Raw genomic sequence first — 18,821 nt, forward strand, 5'->3', positions numbered from 1 at the left:
TACAGGGATTATATCGCTTATTTACCTTACAGAAAATAAACGAAATCACAATAAGCTCAATTTATGATTTTTTCAAAAAAAAGGCCGCTTGCGCGGCCTTATCTTTAGCAATGAATCAATGATGATCAACCGGGTGGCTGTGTTCAACATCTTCATTCTTGCGGCTAAAGCGGCGGCGGACCACCACAAAGAACACCGGAACGAAGAAGATAGCCAACACGGTTGCAGTTACCATCCCGCCCATTACACCTGTACCAACGGCGTTCTGCGCGCCACTACCCGCGCCAGAGCTGATAACCAGCGGCATAACACCCAGAATAAAGGCCAGTGACGTCATCAGGATCGGACGTAAACGCATACGAACAGCATCCAGCGTCGCCTCAACCAGACCTTTACCCTCTTTATCCATCAAGTCTTTGGCGAATTCGACGATAAGTATCGCGTTCTTCGCCGACAACCCAATGGTTGTGAGCAGGCCTACCTGGAAGTAAACGTCGTTGGTTAAGCCGCGCAAAGTCGCTGCCAGCAACGCACCGATAACCCCCAGTGGAACCACTAGCATAACAGAGAACGGAATTGACCAGCTCTCATACAGCGCCGCCAGACACAGGAAGACGACAATCAGTGAAATGGCATACAGGGCAGGAGCCTGGTTGCCAGACAGTCGTTCCTGGTAGGACATACCAGTCCAGTCATAACCGATACCGGATGGCAATTTGCTGGCCAGTTGCTCCATCATCGCCATAGCTTCACCCGTACTTTTACCTGGTGCGGCCTGGCCCAGAATTTCCATGGAAGGCAGACCGTTATAGCGTTCCAGACGCGGCGAGCCATATTCCCAACGCGAGGAAGAGAACGCGGAGAACGGTACCATTTGTCCATCGCTACCGCGGACATACCAGTTTCCAATATCTTCCGGCAACATACGGTATTTGGCTTCAGACATGACGTAAACTTTCTTCACACGACCACGGTCGATGAAGTCATTCACGTAGCTTCCGCCCCATGCTGCACCCAGTGTTGTATTAATATCACTAATGGAAACACCCAGAGCCTGCGCTTTTTCCTGATCGATATCGATCTTGAATTGCGGAGTATCTTCCAGACCGTTAGGACGTACGCCAACTAACAGATCAGGATGTTTCGCCACTTCACCGAACAGCTGGTTACGAGCCTGGGTCAGTTTTTCATGGCCCAGTCCGGCCTGGTCAATTAACTGGAAGTCAAAGCCTGTTGCTGTACCCAGCTCAACAATCGCCGGCAGGTTAAAGGCAAAGACCATTGCGTCTTGAATCTTCGAGAATGCCGCCATCGCACGACTTGTAATCGCTTCGACCTTATTCTCTTCGCCTGGACGTTCACTCCAGTCTTTCAATGACACGAACGCAATACCGGTGTTCTGACCACGTCCCGCAAAACCGAAGCCGTTAACGGCAAAGACCGATTCAACGTTCGCTTTTTCTTTGGTCAGATAGTAATCCGTCATTTCGTCCAGCACTTTCTGGGTACGCTCTTGCGTTGCACCCGCAGGCAACTGAGCCATGGACAGGAATACCCCCTGGTCTTCATCCGGCAAGAAGGAGCTTGGCAGACGAACGAACAGATAGGCCATGCCCACCACGATGATCAGATACAGCGCCAGATAACGACCCGTGCTGCGCAGAATGCCGCCTACGCTGTCGGTATAGTGGTTCGTGCTCTTGTCGAACATGCGGTTGAACCAACCGAAGAAACCTTTCTTTCCTTCTCCGTGATCGCCCTTAGCAATCGGTTTGAGCATGGTTGCGCAAAGAGCAGGGGTCAGGATCAGTGCCACCAGTACCGACAACGCCATTGCAGAAACAATGGTGATGGAGAACTGACGGTAAATCGCCCCGGTAGAGCCACCGAAGAATGCCATCGGAATAAATACCGCTGACAGCACCATCGCGATACCCACCAGTGCGCCCTGAATCTGGCCCATTGATTTACGCGTCGCTTCTTTTGGCGGTAGTCCTTCCTCGGACATGACACGTTCAACGTTCTCGACCACAACGATGGCATCATCCACCAGCAGGCCGATGGCGAGCACCATCCCGAACATCGTCAGGGTATTTATCGAGAAGCCGAAAATGGCAAGGACCGCAAAGGTACCCAACAATACGACCGGTACGGCAATAGTCGGAATCAACGTCGCGCGGAAGTTCTGCAGGAACAGATACATAACCAGGAACACGAGGATGATTGCTTCTGCCAGTGTTTTCACTACTTCGTGAATAGAGATTTTTACGAACGGTGTAGTGTCATACGGGTAAACAATTTTCAGGCCTGATGGGAAGAACGGTTCCATCTTCACCAGTTCAGCGCGAATAGCCGCAGCAGTATCCAGAGCGTTCGCACCGGTTGCCAGTTTGATACCCAAACCAGACGCAGGTTTACCGTTGAACTTCGCAATGATGTCGTAGTTTTCACCGCCCAGCTCAATCTTCGCTACATCGCGCAGACGAACCTGGGAACCGTCCTGGTTCACTTTCAGCAGAATTTTGCCAAACTCATCGGTAGAGGTCAGACGCGTTTGAGCAATAATAGAGGCGTTCAGTTGCTGGCCTTTCACCGGTGGCGTACCACCAAGCTGACCGGCTGCAACCTGGGCGTTCTGTGCTTTAATCGCGGTAATCACATCAACCGGCGTAAGCTGGTATTTGTTCAGCTCAGTCGGATCCATCCAGATACGCATTGCGTACTGAGAACCGAACAGCTGTACGTCACCAACACCCGAGGTACGGCTGATAGCGTCTTTCATGTTAGCGGCGACGTAATCCGAAATATCTTCCTGCGTCATCGTGCCGTTGGTGTTGATAACACCAACAACCATCAGGAAGCTACTGGATGACTTCTCAACGCTAACCCCTTGCTGTTGTACTTCCTGAGGCAGCAACGGCATCGCCAACTGCAGTTTGTTCTGCACCTGTACCTGGGCGATATCCGCATCAGTACCAGACTGGAAGGTGAGGGTGATCTGCACGGTACCCGTGGAGTCACTGTTTGAGGACATGTACATCAGGTTATCGATACCGTTCATATTTTGTTCGATAACCTGCGTAACAGTATCCTGTACTGTTTTTGCATCTGCGCCAGGGTAGGTCGCGGAGATCGTCACTGCAGGTGGTGCAATAGTAGGATATTGCGCCACCGGCAATTTGAGGATCGCGAGCCCCCCTGCCAACATGATGATTATGGCGATCACCCACGCAAATATGGGGCGATCGATAAAGAAATTAGGCATGTCTTAACGGCTCCTGTTTAAGTTAAGACTTGGACTGTTCAGGCTGGTTACCGCTTGCGGCTTGCTGGTTATTATCAGCGGTGACTTCCTGCGCTTTTACCTGTGCGCCAGGACGTACTTTTTGCAGCCCACTTACAATCACGCGGTCGCCCGGCTTAAGTCCTTCAGTGACCAGCCATTTATTGCCAATCGCTTGTGCTGCCACAATTTGGCGGGTTTCCACTTTGTCATCCGCACCGATAACTAATGCGCTGGCATCACCACGCGGCGTACGGGTAACGCCCTGCTGAGGTACAAGTAATGCGGTCGGATTGGTCCCTTCTTCCAGACGTGCACGGACAAACATACCCGGCAGTAAGGTGTGATCCGGGTTAGGGAAGATTGCGCGTAACGTAATCGACCCGGTGGTTTGATCAACCGTCACGTCAGAAAACTCCAGCGTACCGGACTGCGGGAATTTAATTCCGTCGCTGGTGACCAGTTCGACTTTTGCTTTACCGTTCTCTTGTTTCAGCGTGCCATTCGCCAGCTCTTGTTTCAGGCGCAGGAAATCGTTGCTTGACTGCGTCACGTCGACATAGATTGGATCCAACTGCTGAACGGTTGCCAGTGCGGTCGCCTGACCGTTTTGCACCAGAGCACCTTCAGTGACCGATGACTTACCAATGCGGCCGCTGATTGGCGATGTGACTTTGGTATAGGCCAGATTGATACGAGCAGTTTCTACTGCCGCTTTAGCTGCAACAACGGCGGCATTCGCCTGTTGTGCATCTGCCTGCGCGCTATCGTAATCCTGTTGACTGATGTACTTGGTACCCAACAATTTCTGATAACGTTTAACCGTCAGCTGAGCGATATTTGCCGCTGCTTGTGCTTTGGCCAGATCGCCTTTTGCGCTTTCATACGCGGCCTGGTAAGTAGCAGGATCAATCTGATAGAGAGACACACCCGCTTCGATGTCACCACCTTCTGTGAAATTACGCTTCAGGATAATGCCGCTGACCTGAGGGCGAACTTCCGCAATGCGGTAAGCACTGGTGCGACCCGGGAGTTCAGTTGTGATCTGTAGAGGTTCAGTTTTGAGCGTCACAACTCCAACTTCTGGCATCTGCTGGCCCCCTTGTTGGGCCTGTTTGTCGTCACATCCTGTTAGCGCTAAGCTGCCTGAGAGCATCAGAACGACTGCCAGAGGCGTTAACCCTCTGTTTTTGTTCATATGTAAACCTCGAGTGTCCGATTTCAAATTGATCAATGGCTTAAAGCCCATAAACCCATTGCTGCGTTTATATTATCGTCGTGCTATGGTACATACATTCACAAATGTATGTAAATCTAACGCCTGTAAATTCACCGACATATGGCACGAAAAACCAAACAACAAGCGCAGGAAACACGTCAGCACATTCTGGATGTCGCTCTGCGTCTGTTTTCGCAACAAGGGGTATCATCCACCTCGCTCGCGGAGATCGCAAAAGCTGCTGGCGTCACTCGCGGTGCAATCTATTGGCATTTCAAAAACAAGTCGGATTTATTCAGTGAAATCTGGGATCTGGCAAAACCCAATATTGATGAACTAGAGACTGAGTATCAGGCAAAATTCCCCGACGATCCACTATCAGTATTAAGAGAAATTTTAGTTTACGTTCTTGAAGCTACCGTGACAGAAGAACGCCGGCGTTTATTGATGGAGATTATATTCCACAAATGCGAATTTGTCGGGGAAATAGCTGCTTTTCAAATGGCGCAACGCAGCCTGTGTCTTGAAAACTATGACCGTATTGAACAAACGCTACGTCACTGTATGAACGCAAGAATGCTGCCAGAGAATCTGAACACGCGCCGTGTAGCGGTCTTAATGCGCAGCTACCTTTCCGGGATTATAGAAAACTGGTTGTTCGCCCCGGAATCTTTTGATCTGAAAAAAAACGCACGTGAATACGTCGCAGTGCTGCTGGAAATGTGCCTTCTTTGCCCAACGCTGCGAGTGCCGGAAACAAGCTAACCTCTCGATTTCAGTCCAGGAATTTTCCTGGACATTTTCCCTGGCGCTATTCTGTCTGTCAGCGCCGTGATATTCTAGCCGCTTGACTATTTTCGGTCACTTTCCGGTTAGAAACGTTCATTCTCATGACTATGTTGCAGCTTTATAAACGCTCAAAGCATCTTATTGCTATTACCACTTTATTCTTCATTATTTTGCTGTCTTGTCAGTCATCCGCATTTGCGCGAGCGCAACAGAATGGTGAACTGCCGACGAAAGCGGATATCCAGAGCCAACTGGATGCGCTGAGTAAGCAAAAAGATCTTTCCGCGCAGGATAAACTGGTTCAGCAGGATCTTATCGAGACCCTCGCCACGCTGGATAAGATTGACCGCGTGAAGGATGAGACCGTTCAGCTTCGCCAGAAAGTTGCCCAGGCGCCAGAGAAAATGCGCCAGGCGACGGAGGCGTTAAATTCGCTCAGTGATGTCGATAATGACGATGAAACGCGAAAAACGCTGAGCACGCTCTCTTTACGACAACTTGAAACACGCGTCGCTCAGGTGCTGGATGACCTGCAAAGCTCGCAAAACGATCTGGCGGCTTACAACAGCCAACTGGTCTCGTTGCAGACGCAGCCTGAGCGTGTACAAAATGCGATGTACACCGCATCACAGCAAATGCAGCAAATCCGCAATCGCCTGGATGGTACCAACGTCGGTGAAGCGGCATTACGCCCCAGCCAGCAGGTTCTGCTGCAGGCGCAGCAAGCGCTACTCAATGCGCAGATCGATCAGCAGCGTAAAAGTCTGGAAGGCAACACGGTTTTGCAGGACACCTTGCAGAAACAACGTGATTATGTGACAGCCAACAGCAACCGACTTGAACATCAGTTACAGCTCCTGCAGGAAGCGGTGAACAGCAAACGGCTGACGCTCACCGAAAAGACGGCGCAGGAAGCGGTAACGCCCGATGAAGCTGAACGTATCCAGACCAATCCGCTAGTCAAACAGGAACTTGAGGTCAACCATCAGCTAAGCCAGCGTCTGATTTCCGCCACCGAAAACGGCAATGCGCTGATGCAGCAAAATATCAAGGTCAAAAACTGGCTTGATCGGGCGATGCAGTCTGAACGCAACATTAAAGAACAAATTGCTGTTCTGAAAGGTAGTCTGCTGCTGTCGCGTATTCTGTATCAACAACAGCAAACATTACCCTCAGCGGATGAACTTGCTGATATGACCAATCGGATCGCCGATTTGCGTCTGGAACAATTCGAGGTTAACCAGCAGCGTGACGCGCTGTTCCAGAATGACGCTTTTGTCGCCAAACTGGAGGAAGGGCACACCAGCGAAGTGAACACTGAAGTTCATGATGCCTTGCTCCAGGTCGTGGATATGCGCCGTGAGCTGCTGGACCAACTGAATAAGCAATTGGGTAATCAGCTGATGATGGCCATTAACCTGCAGATTAACCAGCAGCAGTTAATGAGCGTATCGAAAAATCTGAAAGGGATCCTGACCCAGCAAATCTTTTGGGTTAACAGTAACCGTCCGATGGACTGGGACTGGATCAAAGCCTTCCCTCAAACGTTAAAAGATCAGTTCAAGTCGATGAAAATCACGGTGAACTGGGAGAAAGCCTGGCCAGCGGTATTTATTGCTTTTCTGGCGGGGCTACCGCTGCTGTTGATTGCCGGACTAATTCGCTGGCGTTTGAAATGGTTGAAAGCGTACCAGGAAAAACTCGCTGCTGCGGTAGGTAACTTGCGTAATGACAGTCAGCTAAATACGCCAAAAGCGATACTGATTGATCTGATTAGAGCGTTACCTGCCTGCCTGATTATCCTTGCCGTTGGTCTGATCCTGCTTACCATGCAACTGAACGTCAGCGATCTGTTGTGGGCATTCAGTAAGAAGATGGCTATTTTCTGGCTGGTGTTTGGTTTGTGCTGGAAAGTACTGGAAAAAGATGGCGTGGCGATCCGTCACTTCGGTATGCCTGCGAAACAGACCAGCCACTGGCGTCGCCAGATTGTGCGCATTAGTCTGGCATTATTGCCGCTGAACTTCTGGTCAGTGGTTGCTGAACTCTCGCCGCTTAATCTGATGGACGACGTTCTCGGACAGGTCGTCATTTTCCTGAACCTGTTGCTGATCGCCTTCCTTGTATGGCCAATGTGTCGCGAAAGCTGGCGTGATAAAGAGTCGCATGGTCTGCGCCTGGTCACTATTACCGTGCTGTCGATTATCCCGATTGCGTTAATGGTGCTGACGGCTACCGGTTATTTCTATACCACGCTGCGTTTGTCTGGGCGCTGGATTGAAACGGTCTATCTGGTCATTGTCTGGAACCTGCTGTATCAGACTATACTGCGTGGGCTGAGCGTGGCCGCACGTCGCATTGCCTGGCGCCGTGCATTAGCGCGCCGTCAGAACCTGGTAAAAGAAGGGGCCGAAGGCGCTGAACCGCAGGAAGAACCGACCATTGCGCTGGAGCAGGTTAACCAGCAAACGCTGCGTATTACGATGCTACTGATGGTTGCTCTGTTTGGCGTTCTGTTCTGGGCAATTTGGTCCGATCTGATCACCGTGTTCAGCTACCTCGACAGCATCACGCTCTGGCATTACAACGGTACAGAGGCCGGGGCCGCAGTCGTGAAAGATGTCACCATGGGCAGCCTGCTGTTTGCGATAATTGCGTCAATGGTGGCATGGGCGCTGATCCGCAACTTGCCCGGACTGTTAGAAGTGTTAGTGCTCTCACGACTCAAAATGCGTCAGGGCGCATCTTATGCCATCACTACGATCCTCAATTACGCGATCATTGCTATCGGCGCGATGACGGTGTTCGGATCGCTCGGGGTGTCGTGGGATAAACTACAGTGGCTGGCTGCGGCCTTGTCGGTCGGTCTCGGTTTTGGCTTGCAGGAGATCTTCGGTAACTTTGTCTCGGGCCTGATCATTCTGTTTGAACGCCCGGTCCGTATTGGCGATACGGTCACGATTGGGACGTTCTCTGGTACGGTAAGTAAGATTCGCATTCGTGCAACCACCATCACCGACTTTGATCGCAAAGAGGTGATCATTCCGAACAAAGCGTTTGTAACGGAACGTCTGATCAACTGGTCGCTCTCTGATACCACCACACGCCTGGTGATCCGTATTGGGGTTGCTTATGGCTCAGATCTGGACAAGGTGAAGAAGGTGCTGCTGCAGGCGGCGCAGGAACATCCGAAAGTGATGCATGATCCGGAACCGGCGGTGTTCTTTACCGCCTTTGGTGCCAGCACGCTGGATCATGAGCTGCGATTATATGTTCGTGAACTGCGCGATCGCAGCCATACGGTGGATGAACTTAACCGCGCGGTTGACCGTCTGTGCCGTGAAAACGATATTGATATCGCCTTTAACCAACTCGAAGTTCACCTGCATAACGCCAAAGGTGACACAGTGACTGAAGTTAAACGTGACTTCAAAGGTGATGACCCGACACCGGCTGTGGGGTGATAAGTAAACGCCTTATCTGGCCTACGAAGTGCAATAATTCTGGACTCGTAGGCCCGATACCAACAGATTCAGCTCTTTTTATGATGCAGGGAGCTGCTGTATTTTCTTTTCGTAATCCCGCTTAACAATCTCCAGCGCTTTCAGTACGGTTTCAGGCGCAACCTGATGCTCTTCCAGAAGCATAATTAAATCGACAGCCAGTTTGATGTCGTCCGGGGCGTTCTCAAGTGACATAATTTCTCCGGGGTTAACGGGTTAAACGCGCCAGCACGTTTTCTATTCTTTCCAGCGCATGACGACAGCGTGCCAGACGCGCTTCGAAAGCTTCCACTTCACGATGCAGTTTTTGCTGTTCTTCAAAGCCTGTAGCCTGAGCCAGACGCTCTTTGCGTTCACGCGTCATCTCGACCAGACGGCGCTCAAACTCCTGGTGCTGGACGCGCTTGCGCTGCCAGCGAGCGAGCCCAGGGGAGGCACTGTCCCACTCCCTGAGCGACCAGGTAGCAGTTTCGCGCATAATAGCCTCTAACTGTGAGGCAAGGTGTTCCGCAAGCCAGGTAATTTGTGGTAGTTGTTGCTGTTCAACCGCGTGGCGCAGTGCGGTGAGATTCGCGCTAGCTTCATCCAGACAGGCCTGCAACAGCGTACTGCGCGTGCGAAAAAGATGGCGATCAAAACGGGCGCTGAGTGTTGCGTGGTGCGCCAGTGGTGCGCAAAGTTGTTGCAGGCTGTTGAACTGGCTTTCGAGCTTCTGTAACAGCATGACGGTTTTCACGATAACACTCCGATGAAAATGAGAACTGTTATGCTAAAGTAGCGATTCTCTGTGTTAAGTACTTAAACTATGCAACGCATTATTCTAATCATCATTGGCTGGATAGCGGTAGTGCTGGGAACGCTGGGTGTGGTATTGCCATTATTGCCCACTACGCCGTTTATCCTGCTGGCTGCCTGGTGTTTTGCCCGCTCATCGCCGCGTTTTCACGACTGGCTGCTCTACCGTTCATGGTTTGGCGGCTATCTGCGCCACTGGCAAAAACACCGTGCGATGCCTCCGGGGGCAAAGCCGCGCGCTATATTGTTGATATTGGTTACATTTGGCATCTCGCTGTGGCTGGTTAATATGATGTGGGTGCGTGGATTACTGTTGGTTATTCTCGCCTGTTTATTGATTTTCATGTGGCGGATACCGGTGATTGATGAAAAGCAACAAAAGCACTGAAGCGCAATAATGCCAGTTGCAATTGTCTCACGCAGCCAGTAAATTTGACCGTTTTCGAGCACAGGCGCAGGCGGTCAAAGGTTAAACAAATGTAACCTTTGCTCTTATATAGACACAAAATCATTCAAGTTGCGTCGAAACGGCAACTGAATGAATCCCCGAAGCTTACATCAGTAAGTGCCTGGGATGAATGAAGGCGGCCAACAAAGAGGCAGCTTGAAGGATAAAGTGTATAGTGCGCCGTGAAGCAATACTGTATTAATCAGGCACAAACTTATGACCGCGACTGCACAGCAGCTTGAGTTTCTCAAAAATAGCATCAAAAGCATCAACGACTACCCAAAACCTGGCATTCTTTTTCGTGATGTCACCAGCTTGCTGGAAGACCCGAAAGCGTATGCACTCAGCATTGAACTGTTAGTTGAACGCTACAAAAATGCGGGCATTACTAAAGTTGTCGGCACCGAAGCGCGTGGCTTCCTGTTTGGCGCACCGGTAGCGTTGGGGTTAGGCGTTGGTTTTGTACCCGTACGTAAACCGCGTAAGCTTCCACGTGAAGTGATTGCTGAGAGCTATGAGCTTGAATACGGCACCGATCAGCTGGAAATCCATGTTGATGCCATCAAGCCGGGTGACAAAGTACTGGTAGTGGACGATTTGCTGGCAACCGGCGGAACAATTGAAGCAACAGTGAAGCTGATCCGTCGTCTGGGTGGTGAAGTCACCGATGCGGCTTTTATCATCAACCTGTTCGATCTGGGCGGTGAACAGCGCCTGGAAAAACAGGGATTGACCTGCTACAGCCTGGTTCCGTTCCCGGGACACTGATTTCGGACGATCTTTTTATCGGCCAAAGTAATACCGAGACACACAACCTCGCCGTCTGCGCGAGGTTGTGTTAGCATTACCCCCTTGTGAATCCACCCTCCAGCCTTTCAGAGCCTGCCAATGAGTTATCAGGTCTTAGCCCGAAAATGGCGCCCACAAACCTTTGCTGACGTCGTCGGCCAGGAACATGTGCTGACGGCACTGGCGAACGGCTTGTCGTTAGGGCGTATTCATCATGCTTATCTTTTTTCCGGCACCCGTGGCGTCGGAAAAACCTCTATCGCCCGTCTGCTGGCGAAGGGACTCAACTGTGAAACCGGCATTACCGCTACACCTTGCGGTGTGTGTGACAACTGCCGTGAAATTGAGCAGGGGCGTTTTGTCGATTTGATTGAAATTGACGCCGCGTCTCGTACTAAGGTCGAAGACACTCGCGATCTGCTGGATAACGTTCAGTATGCGCCGGCGCGTGGCCGCTTTAAGGTCTATTTGATCGATGAAGTGCACATGCTGTCGCGCCACAGTTTTAATGCGCTACTTAAAACGCTCGAAGAACCGCCTGCACACGTTAAGTTCCTGCTGGCGACTACCGATCCGCAGAAGTTGCCGGTTACTATTCTGTCTCGCTGCCTGCAATTCCACCTTAAAGCGCTGGATGTCGAACAAATTCGCCATCAGCTTGAACATATCCTCAATGAGGAACACATCACCCACGAACCACGCGCGCTGCAACTGTTATCTCGTGCTGCAGACGGTAGCCTGCGCGATGCGCTGAGTCTGACCGATCAGGCGATTGCCAGCGGTGATGGGCAGGTCACGACTCAGGCAGTGAGCGCGATGCTCGGCACGCTTGATGACGACCAGGCGCTTTCTCTGGTTGAAGCTGTTGTGGCAGGGAATGGCGAGCGTGTTATGGCGCTGGTGAATGATGCCGCCGCTCGCGGAATTGAATGGGAAACGTTGCTGGTTGAGATGTTGACCCTGCTTCACCGTATTGCGATGGTTCAGCTATCGCCTGCGGCATTGAGCAGCGATATGGCTGCCATTGAACAGCGTATGCGTGATCTGGCACGCACTGTACCGCCGACCGATGTGCAGCTTTATTACCAGACCCTGTTAATCGGGCGCAAAGAGCTTCCGTATGCGCCGGACAGACGAATGGGTGTAGAAATGACGCTGCTGCGTGCGTTAGCTTTTCATCCGCGAGTTCCGTTACCGGAACCTGAAGTGCCGCAACAGTCATTTGCGCCCGCTGCACCTACCGCGGTGATGACACCGACGCAGGTCCCTGTACAGCAGCCTGCACCTGCACATTCGGATGTACCGTTATCTGACGCTACCAGCCGGGTTCTTGCCGCGCGCAACCAACTGCAGCGAGCTCAGGGAGCAACCAAAACAAAAAAGAGTGAACCGGCAGCCGCTCCCCGCGCGCGGCCGGTGAATAATGCTGCGCTGGAAAGACTGGCTTCGGTGTCGGAACGTGTTCAGGCTCGTCCGGCAGCGTCTGCGCTGGAGCAGACTCCGGCAAAAAAAGAAGCCTATCGCTGGAAAGCAACCAATCCGGTAGCAGAAGTAAAAGAGGTTGTTGCCACACCGAAAGCGTTGAAAAAAGCGCTGGAGCATGAAAAAACGCCGGAGCTGGCCGCTAAGCTGGCAGCAGAAGCGATTGAGCGCGACCCCTGGGCCGCGCAGGTTAGCCAGCTTTCGCTACCCAAGCTGGTAGAGCAGGTGGCGCTTAATGCCTGGAAAGAAGAGAATGGCAATGTCGTTTGCCTGCACTTGCGTTCCACGCAGCGGCACCTCAATTCCAGTGGCGCACAGCAGAAACTTACGGAAGCATTGAGCGCCTTAATGGGCTCAGCGGTTGAATTGACCATCGTTGAAGATGATAATCCTGCGGTGCGAACGCCGCTGGAGTGGCGTCAGGCCATTTATGAAGAGAAACTCGCGCAGGCGCGTGAGTCGATTATTGCGGATAATAACATTCAGACGCTGCGTCGTTTTTTTGATGCGGACCTGGACGAAGAGAGTATTCGCCCCATTTGATCGTAAGCCATATCTCATGGTTTTATGGTCGTCATCCCTTAACGTGATTGAGAGAGAAGCCTATGTTTGGTAAAGGCGGTCTGGGTAACCTGATGAAACAGGCCCAGCAGATGCAAGAAAAAATGCAGCAGATGCAGGAAGAAGTCGCCAAGCTGGAAGTGACTGGCGAATCAGGCGCAGGTCTGGTTAAAGTGACCATCAATGGCGCGCACAACTGCCGTCGCGTGGAAATCGATCCTAGCCTGCTGGAAGACGACAAAGAGATGCTGGAAGATCTGGTTGCTGCGGCATTCAATGATGCGGCACGTCGCATTGAAGAGACCCAGAAAGAGAAAATGGCCTCTGTTTCTTCCGGTATGCAACTGCCTCCTGGCTTTAAGATGCCGTTCTGATGCAAACCAGCCCGCTGTTAACTCAGCTTATGGAAGCACTGCGCTGTCTGCCGGGCGTAGGCCCGAAGTCAGCGCAGCGCATGGCGTTCACGCTGCTACAGCGCGATCGCAGCGGCGGGATGCGTCTGGCGCAAGCGTTAACGAAGGCGATGTCGGAAATCGGTCACTGTGCTGATTGCCGCACCTTCACAGAGCAAGAAGTATGTAGCATCTGCGCGAATCCGCGTCGCAAGGAAAATGGTCAAATTTGCGTGGTTGAGAGTCCGGCGGACATCTATGCCATTGAGCAAACAGGGCAATTTTCCGGGCGTTATTTCGTGCTGATGGGACACCTGTCGCCGCTGGATGGTATCGGGCCTGATGATATCGGGCTTGACCGTCTGGAACAGCGTCTGGCGTCTGAGCAAATCAATGAAGTTATCCTTGCGACCAATCCGACGGTCGAAGGAGAGGCTACCGCCAACTATATTGCCGAGCTTTGCATGCAGTATGACGTTGAAGCCAGCCGTATCGCTCATGGCGTACCGGTAGGCGGCGAGCTGGAAATGGTTGACGGCACTACGTTGTCCCATTCTCTTGCCGGACGGCATAAGATTCGTTTTTAATCAATCGGGAGCAAAAATTTTTGCTCCCGCTTGAAATACCCCTCCGCTATCCCCATCTCCCTCTCAACGCTTTTTTACCTTGTAATTGGCATTGAGGTATTTTCGACATGAAAGGACAAGAAACTCGTGGTTTTCAGTCAGAAGTAAAACAGCTTCTGCACCTGATGATCCATTCTCTGTATTCCAATAAAGAAATCTTCCTGCGTGAGCTTATCTCTAACGCCTCTGATGCGGCAGACAAGCTGCGTTTTCGCGCGCTGTCTAACCCGGACCTGTATGAAGGTGACGGCGAACTGCGTGTGCGTGTCTCCTTCGATAAAGATAAGCGTACGTTGACCATTGCCGATAACGGCGTGGGGATGAACCGTGATGACGTTATCGATCATCTGGGGACCATTGCTAAATCCGGTACCAAGTCTTTCCTCGAATCCATGGGGTCCGATCAGGCTAAAGACAGCCAACTGATCGGCCAGTTCGGGGTGGGCTTCTACTCTGCATTTATTGTTGCTGACAAAGTTACCGTGCGGACCCGTGCGGCGGGCGACAAACCGGAAAACGGCGTGTTTTGGGAATCTGCTGGCGAAGGCGAGTATACCGTTGCGGACATTACCAAAGACGATCGCGGTACGGAAATCACTCTGCACCTGCGTGAAGGTGAAGATGAATTCCTTGATGACTGGCGCGTGCGCTCCATCATCAGCAAATATTCCGACCATATCGCACTGCCGGTAGAGATTGAGAAACAGGAAGAGAAAGACGGTGAAACCGTCGTTTCCTGGGAGAAAATCAACAAGGCGCAGGCGCTGTGGACGCGTAACAAGTCGGAAATCAAAGACGACGAGTACAACGAGTTCTACAAGCATATCGCGCACGATTTCACTGACCCACTGACCTGGAGCCACAACCGTGTGGAAGGTAAGCAGGAGTACACCAGCCTGCTGTATATCCCGTCTCAGGCGCCGTGGGATATGTGGAACCGCGATCATAAACACGGTCTGAAGCTGTACGTACAGCGTGTATTTATCATGGACGACGCTGAGCAGTTCATGCCGAACTACCTGCGTTTTGTGCGCGGTCTGATAGATTCCAACGATCTGCCGCTCAACGTTTCCCGTGAGATCCTGCAGGACAGCAGCGTCACCCGTAACCTGCGCAGTGCGCTGACCAAGCGTGTGCTGCAAATGCTGGAAAAACTGGCGAAAGACGATGCAGAAAAATACCAGACCTTCTGGAAACAGTTTGGCCTGGTACTGAAAGAAGGTCCGGCGGAAGATCACGCCAATCAGGAAACTATCGCTAAACTGATGCGCTTTGCGTCCACACATACCGATTCCTCTGCACAAACGGTGTCGCTGGAAGACTACGTGTCACGCATGAAAGAAGGGCAGGAGAAAATCTACTACATTACTGCAGACAGCTATGCGGCAGCGAAGAGCAGCCCGCACCTGGAACTGCTGCGTAAGAAAGGCATCGAAGTCCTGCTGCTTTCTGACCGCATCGATGAGTGGATGATGAACTACCTGACCGAGTTCGACGGTAAAGCGTTCCAGTCTGTGGCTAAAGCTGACGAGTCCATCGACAAGCTGGCGGACGAAGTTGACGAATCGGCAAAAGAGGCGGAAAAAGCGCTGACGCCGTTCGTTGAGCGCGTGAAAACCCTGCTGGGCGATCGTGTAAAAGAAGTGCGTCTGACGCACCGTCTGACCGACACTCCGGCGATTGTCACTACCGACGCGGACGAAATGAGCACTCAGATGGCGAAATTGTTTGCCGCTGCGGGCCAGGCCGTACCGGAAGTGAAATATATCTTTGAACTCAATCCGGATCACGTGCTGGTAAAACGCACGGCAGATACCCAGGACGAAGCACAGTTTAAAGAGTGGGTTGAACTGTTGCTGGATCAGGCGCTGTTCGCTGAGCGCGGCACGCTGGAAGATCCTAACCAGTTTATCCGTCGTATGAATCAGCTGCTGGTTTCCTGATAGCTGTTCTTTAGTGCCGGATGGCGATTATCCGGCACAATGCCGAGTATTTTTGTAAGCCGGATTAAGGTGCGAGCACCTTAATCCGGCTTTTTACCTTCTGAAACCGCTCTTTTCTTAATTTCCCCGCCATTAACCGTTTCAGCGGCAAGCACCTTTCTTGAGCCAATTGCGTGATGGTGGTATCGTTTAGCGCTTTTTAAAAATATCGACAACCTTTAAGGGGATTTTCGTAATGCGTATCATTCTGCTTGGCGCTCCGGGCGCGGGTAAAGGAACTCAGGCTCAGTTCATCATGGAGAAGTACGGTATTCCGCAGATCTCCACCGGTGACATGCTGCGTGCTGCCGTGAAATCTGGCTCCGAGCTGGGCAAACAAGCGAAAGACATCATGGATGCCGGTAAACTGGTAACTGATGAGCTGGTGATCGCGCTGGTAAAAGAGCGTATCGCTCAGGAAGACTGCCGCAATGGTTTCCTGCTGGACGGCTTCCCGCGCACTATTCCGCAGGCTGACGCCATGAAAGAAGCGGGTATTGTTGTTGATTACGTTCTGGAATTCGCTGTACCGGACGAACTGATCGTTGACCGTATCGTAGGTCGTCGCGTTCATGCGGCCTCTGGTCGTGTCTATCACATCAAATTCAACCCGCCTAAAGTTGAAGGTAAAGACGACGTGACCGGCGATGAGCTGACCACCCGTAAAGATGACCAGGAAGAGACTGTGCGTAAGCGTCTGGTTGAATATCATCAGATGACTGCTCCGCTGATTGGTTACTACCAGAAAGAAGCGGAAGCGGGTAATACTAAATATGCGAAAGTAGACGGTACTCAGGCTGTTGCCGCCGTTCGCGCTTCTCTTGAAAAAATCCTCGGTTAAGTTTTACTGCAGTCAGTGCCGGATGGCGGTGTGAACACCTTATCCGGCCTACCGTTTTCGTGTAGGCCCGATAAACGTAGCGCCATCAGGCATATTCTTATTTTACCTCTTACAGCAATTAGTTCTTCTTCCTCGCTTTTCCGCTACAATTATCAACAATTTGAACCGATAAGAGGCGGTAATGCGTCAGACGAAAACCGGTATCCTGCTGGCTAATCTTGGCACCCCCGATGCCCCAACCCCCGAAGCCGTTAAACGCTATCTGCGTCAGTTTTTAAGCGATAAACGCGTGGTCGATACTTCCCGCCTGTTATGGTGGCCATTGTTGCGCGGTGTGATCCTGCCGCTGCGCGCGCCGCGCGTGGCAAAGTTGTACCAGTCCATCTGGATGGAAGATGGCTCGCCGTTGATGGTATACAGCAGGGCGCAGCAGCAGGCTCTGGCTGCACAGTTGCCGGATACCCCCGTTGCCCTGGGTATGAGCTACGGTTCCCCCTCGCTGGAAAGTGCAGTAGATGAACTGCTGGCGAATGGGGTCGAGCACATCGTAGTTTTAACGCTTTACCCGCAATATTCCTGCTCTACGGTGGCGGCGGTGTGGGACGAACTGGCGCGAATTTTAGCGCGTAAGCGGGGCATTCCCGGTATCTCCTTTATTCGCGATTATGCCGATGACAGCGCCTATATTGATGCGCTGGCTAAAAGTGCCCGCGACTCGTTTGCACGACATGGCGAACCCGATTTGCTGCTGCTTTCATACCACGGTATTCCGCAACGTTACGCCGATGAAGGTGATGATTATCCGCAACGCTGTCGCGACACCACGCGTGAGCTGGTGTCGGCCCTCGGTATGGCGCCGGAAAAAGTGATGATGACTTTCCAGTCCCGTTTTGGCCGGGAGCCGTGGCTGACGCCCTACACCGACGAAACGCTAAAAATGCTGGCGGAGAAAGGTACCGGTCATATCCAGGTTATGTGTCCGGGATTTGCGGCAGATTGTCTCGAAACGCTGGAGGAGATCGCGGTGCAAAACCGGGAAATATTCCTCGAGGCAGGTGGTAAGAAATATGAGTATATTCCGGCGTTGAATGCCGCACCGGAACATATCGAGATGATGCTGAAACTGACTGAAGCGTACCGCTAAAGCTGCGCCCTAAAGAAATGCGCGCCATCCTGCAGGGCATCGTCGGCGGTTTTCATCATCCGCGAATAGTGCAGGAAGGCGTGCAGCATGCCGGGGTACATTTTGTACTGACAAGGCTGCTGGTGCGCCTGTAGCGTCTGATAGAGTAACCGACTGTCGTCGATCAGCGGATCGAACTCCGCACCTGCGATAAAACATGGCGGCACGTCGCGCGTCAGGTCATTGTTAAACAGGCAATAATAGGGTGATTCACGATCTTCAGTGCTACGCAGATACGCGTTCTCGTACATCTCCAGATCCTGATGAGTTAAGCCATCCCACTCTCCCCCCATCAGCCGGCGGCTAAGTGAATCGCGTAAACCGTAAAGCCCGTACCACAGCAGCACGCCTGTCACCTTGCCACATTCTATCTGCTTATCACGCAACCATAGTGCACTGGCGAGCGCCAGCATTGCGCCGGCAGAATCACCAGCAAAACCGATGTTACTCACATTAAGTGAGTACTCACGGGCGTGAAGATGGAAGTACTGACACACGGCGACAATTTCTTCGATGGCCTGCGGGAAGCGAGCCTCCGGTGACAGCGAATAGTCGATACCAATCACGGTACACTGGGTGTAGTGCGCCAGCAGACGCATAATGCGATCGTGTGTGTCGAGATTGCCAAGTATAAAACCCCCGCCATGCAGGTAGTACAGCGTGGCCTTGCTATAGGACTGCGGCGAATAGATGCGTGTGGTAACGGGGCTTTGTGCGGTAGAAATGACACACTCTCTGGTACTCATTTGTGGACCATCGGCATTCCAGAACTGCCGTTCATGGATATAATGCTGACGTTGGGCCACAAAATCATCGGCGGCGGGCCACGGCGGCAGATCATCACGATGAAAATTCACCACGGCTTTCATTTCGTCTGAAATTCTGTCAAGTACGGGGATCTTGTTATCTGGCTTCATAAAACGCTCCT

At 51.9% G+C, this 18,821-nt stretch carries 15 protein-coding genes and 1 other annotated feature; of the genes, 10 read left to right on the forward strand and 5 right to left on the reverse strand.

Annotated elements, in window-relative coordinates; genetic code table 11:
- Positions 1–115: 115 nt before the first annotated feature.
- Together acrB and acrA are read right to left on the reverse strand one after the other, a co-directional pair.
- Positions 116–3,265: an efflux RND transporter permease AcrB gene (acrB, locus tag LG384_RS05605; RefSeq protein ID WP_045440626.1), complete on the reverse strand. Its 3,150-nt coding sequence runs from the start codon at positions 3,263–3,265 to the stop codon at positions 116–118.
- A gap of 22 nt (positions 3,266–3,287) precedes the next feature.
- A complete protein-coding gene (gene acrA / locus LG384_RS05610) occupies positions 3,288–4,481 on the reverse strand; it encodes a multidrug efflux RND transporter periplasmic adaptor subunit AcrA (protein ID WP_045440628.1) in 1,194 nt (397 codons plus the stop codon).
- Positions 4,482–4,622: 141 nt separating this feature from the next.
- Between acrA and acrR the strand changes: the two genes are divergently transcribed.
- Positions 4,623–5,267 (forward strand): multidrug efflux transporter transcriptional repressor AcrR, encoded by a 645-nt coding sequence (acrR, locus tag LG384_RS05615; RefSeq protein ID WP_045440631.1) that lies wholly within the window; start codon positions 4,623–4,625, stop codon positions 5,265–5,267.
- Between the two features lie 125 nt (positions 5,268–5,392).
- Positions 5,393–8,755: a mechanosensitive channel MscK gene (mscK, locus tag LG384_RS05620; RefSeq protein WP_225760592.1), complete on the forward strand. Its 3,363-nt coding sequence runs from the start codon at positions 5,393–5,395 to the stop codon at positions 8,753–8,755.
- Positions 8,756–8,833: 78 nt separating this feature from the next.
- Here mscK and rsmS read toward each other — a convergent pair whose 3' ends face one another.
- Together rsmS and priC are read right to left on the reverse strand one after the other, a co-directional pair.
- A complete protein-coding gene (rsmS, locus tag LG384_RS05625; RefSeq protein WP_071828900.1) occupies positions 8,834–8,989 on the reverse strand; it encodes a pleiotropic regulatory protein RsmS in 156 nt (51 codons plus the stop codon).
- Positions 8,990–9,002: 13 nt separating this feature from the next.
- The gene (priC, locus tag LG384_RS05630) at positions 9,003–9,530 is read right to left on the reverse strand and encodes a primosomal replication protein N'' (RefSeq protein ID WP_200012209.1); all 528 of its coding nucleotides are present in this window, start codon (positions 9,528–9,530) and stop codon (positions 9,003–9,005) included.
- Between the two features lie 69 nt (positions 9,531–9,599).
- Between priC and LG384_RS05635 the strand changes: the two genes are divergently transcribed.
- The 8 genes from LG384_RS05635 (at position 9,600) to hemH (ending at position 17,854) form a co-directional block, all read left to right on the forward strand.
- Complete coding sequence (locus tag LG384_RS05635) at positions 9,600–9,977, forward strand: DUF454 family protein (protein WP_048221933.1); 378 nt, start codon at positions 9,600–9,602, stop codon at positions 9,975–9,977.
- A gap of 276 nt (positions 9,978–10,253) precedes the next feature.
- Positions 10,254–10,805: an adenine phosphoribosyltransferase gene (apt, locus tag LG384_RS05640; RefSeq protein ID WP_045440640.1), complete on the forward strand. Its 552-nt coding sequence runs from the start codon at positions 10,254–10,256 to the stop codon at positions 10,803–10,805.
- Between the two features lie 120 nt (positions 10,806–10,925).
- Positions 10,926–12,851 (forward strand): DNA polymerase III subunit gamma/tau, encoded by a 1,926-nt coding sequence (gene dnaX / locus LG384_RS05645; protein WP_045440644.1) that lies wholly within the window; start codon positions 10,926–10,928, stop codon positions 12,849–12,851.
- Positions 12,184–12,248: a sequence feature (DnaX frameshifting element), on the forward strand. It overlaps the preceding gene by 65 nt.
- A 62-nt stretch (positions 12,852–12,913) precedes the next feature.
- A complete protein-coding gene (locus LG384_RS05650) occupies positions 12,914–13,243 on the forward strand; it encodes a YbaB/EbfC family nucleoid-associated protein (protein ID WP_003021764.1) in 330 nt (109 codons plus the stop codon).
- A complete protein-coding gene (gene recR / locus LG384_RS05655; protein ID WP_045440647.1) occupies positions 13,243–13,848 on the forward strand; it encodes a recombination mediator RecR in 606 nt (201 codons plus the stop codon). The genes LG384_RS05650 and recR overlap by 1 nt, the downstream gene beginning before the upstream one ends.
- A 107-nt stretch (positions 13,849–13,955) precedes the next feature.
- A complete protein-coding gene (gene htpG, locus LG384_RS05660; protein ID WP_045440650.1) occupies positions 13,956–15,830 on the forward strand; it encodes a molecular chaperone HtpG in 1,875 nt (624 codons plus the stop codon).
- A 235-nt stretch (positions 15,831–16,065) separates the two neighbouring features.
- Positions 16,066–16,710: an adenylate kinase gene (gene adk, locus LG384_RS05665; protein WP_045440652.1), complete on the forward strand. Its 645-nt coding sequence runs from the start codon at positions 16,066–16,068 to the stop codon at positions 16,708–16,710.
- A 181-nt stretch (positions 16,711–16,891) separates the two neighbouring features.
- Positions 16,892–17,854 carry a ferrochelatase gene (hemH, locus tag LG384_RS05670; protein ID WP_045440655.1) on the forward strand — a complete coding sequence of 321 codons (963 nt, stop codon included), beginning with the start codon at positions 16,892–16,894 and terminating at the stop codon, positions 17,852–17,854.
- On the opposite strand, the gene aes is transcribed toward hemH, so the two are convergent.
- Entirely contained in the window at positions 17,851–18,810 is a 960-nt protein-coding gene (gene aes, locus LG384_RS05675; RefSeq protein WP_200012215.1) for an acetyl esterase, read from the reverse strand. The two genes, hemH and aes, sit on opposite strands and share 4 nt — an antisense overlap.
- Positions 18,811–18,821 lie beyond the last annotated feature (11 nt).

This window comes from Citrobacter sp. Marseille-Q3906 (genome assembly GCF_916618775.1).
Taxonomy (GTDB): domain Bacteria; phylum Pseudomonadota; class Gammaproteobacteria; order Enterobacterales; family Enterobacteriaceae; genus Citrobacter; species Citrobacter murliniae.

Coding starts and splice junctions, on each gene's coding strand:
- LG384_RS05650 (WP_003021764.1), top strand. CDS start 12,914: ATGTTTGGTAAAGGCGGTCTGGGTAACCTGATGAAACAGGCCCAGCAG.
- acrB (WP_045440626.1), bottom strand. CDS start 3,265: ATGCCTAATTTCTTTATCGATCGCCCCATATTTGCGTGGGTGATCGCC.
- dnaX (WP_045440644.1), top strand. CDS start 10,926: ATGAGTTATCAGGTCTTAGCCCGAAAATGGCGCCCACAAACCTTTGCT.
- htpG (WP_045440650.1), top strand. CDS start 13,956: ATGAAAGGACAAGAAACTCGTGGTTTTCAGTCAGAAGTAAAACAGCTT.
- aes (WP_200012215.1), bottom strand. CDS start 18,810: ATGAAGCCAGATAACAAGATCCCCGTACTTGACAGAATTTCAGACGAA.
- mscK (WP_225760592.1), top strand. CDS start 5,393: ATGACTATGTTGCAGCTTTATAAACGCTCAAAGCATCTTATTGCTATT.
- apt (WP_045440640.1), top strand. CDS start 10,254: ATGACCGCGACTGCACAGCAGCTTGAGTTTCTCAAAAATAGCATCAAA.
- LG384_RS05635 (WP_048221933.1), top strand. CDS start 9,600: ATGCAACGCATTATTCTAATCATCATTGGCTGGATAGCGGTAGTGCTG.
- adk (WP_045440652.1), top strand. CDS start 16,066: ATGCGTATCATTCTGCTTGGCGCTCCGGGCGCGGGTAAAGGAACTCAG.
- rsmS (WP_071828900.1), bottom strand. CDS start 8,989: ATGTCACTTGAGAACGCCCCGGACGACATCAAACTGGCTGTCGATTTA.
- recR (WP_045440647.1), top strand. CDS start 13,243: ATGCAAACCAGCCCGCTGTTAACTCAGCTTATGGAAGCACTGCGCTGT.
- acrA (WP_045440628.1), bottom strand. CDS start 4,481: ATGAACAAAAACAGAGGGTTAACGCCTCTGGCAGTCGTTCTGATGCTC.
- hemH (WP_045440655.1), top strand. CDS start 16,892: ATGCGTCAGACGAAAACCGGTATCCTGCTGGCTAATCTTGGCACCCCC.
- acrR (WP_045440631.1), top strand. CDS start 4,623: ATGGCACGAAAAACCAAACAACAAGCGCAGGAAACACGTCAGCACATT.